The 627-nt window shown below is 67.3% G+C and carries 1 protein-coding gene; it reads right to left on the reverse strand.

Annotated features, from left to right (window positions below; genetic code table 11):
• Positions 1–340: 340 nt before the first annotated feature.
• Positions 341–627 (reverse strand): DUF1772 domain-containing protein (locus U9980_RS28255; RefSeq protein WP_322770713.1); only part of this gene is annotated, 287 nt, incomplete at its 5' end.

Below are 627 nucleotides of genomic sequence, written 5' to 3' on the forward strand. Positions count from 1 at the left end.
CTAGATGCTCCACCTCAGGTCGTCTGACGAGCAGGGCGGGGCTCCTTTGAGCGGAGCCCGGAGCGGCACGGCCTGACCGCACCGCACCGCACCGCACCGCACCGCTGCGCTGCGCGAACCGCGAAAGCACGCCGACAGGTTCGCATTGCCGCGGACCGCGACCCCTCAGCCGCAGTCATGGACGCCCAGTCGATCAAGAGTAGCGAGGGCGGCGAGGCCCGCGGATCCGACATAGGCAAGCGAGCGACCGGTCGCAAGCGACACCTCGTGGTGGGCGTTCGGGCCCGGTATCACGCTCTACCGGGCCCGGGTCGCACCGGAGTGCGGATTCTCCAGGCGGTCAATGAGGTGCGATCGACGCCACCGCTAGCAGCACGAATGCCGTAACGGCGGCTACTGTCCGTATCCGATTGAAAGCGTTCCATCGGGCCCGATGGTTCTCCCAGTCCGAAGGCGGGTTGTCGGCCTGCCACGACGCCATGGCAACGTTGATGGGGAGATCACCGCGGACGGTCACCACAATGTTGGTGGCGAGGGAGAGGACGGTGAGGCCAGCCAGAACCGTGCAGGCACCTTTGCCCTGGACTCCCGCGGTAATGGTCAGCGCTAGCGAGACCGCCAGCGCCA

It is taken from the genome of Protofrankia sp. Cr1 (genome assembly GCF_963555865.1).
Lineage (GTDB): Bacteria > Actinomycetota > Actinomycetes > Frankiales > Frankiaceae > Protofrankia.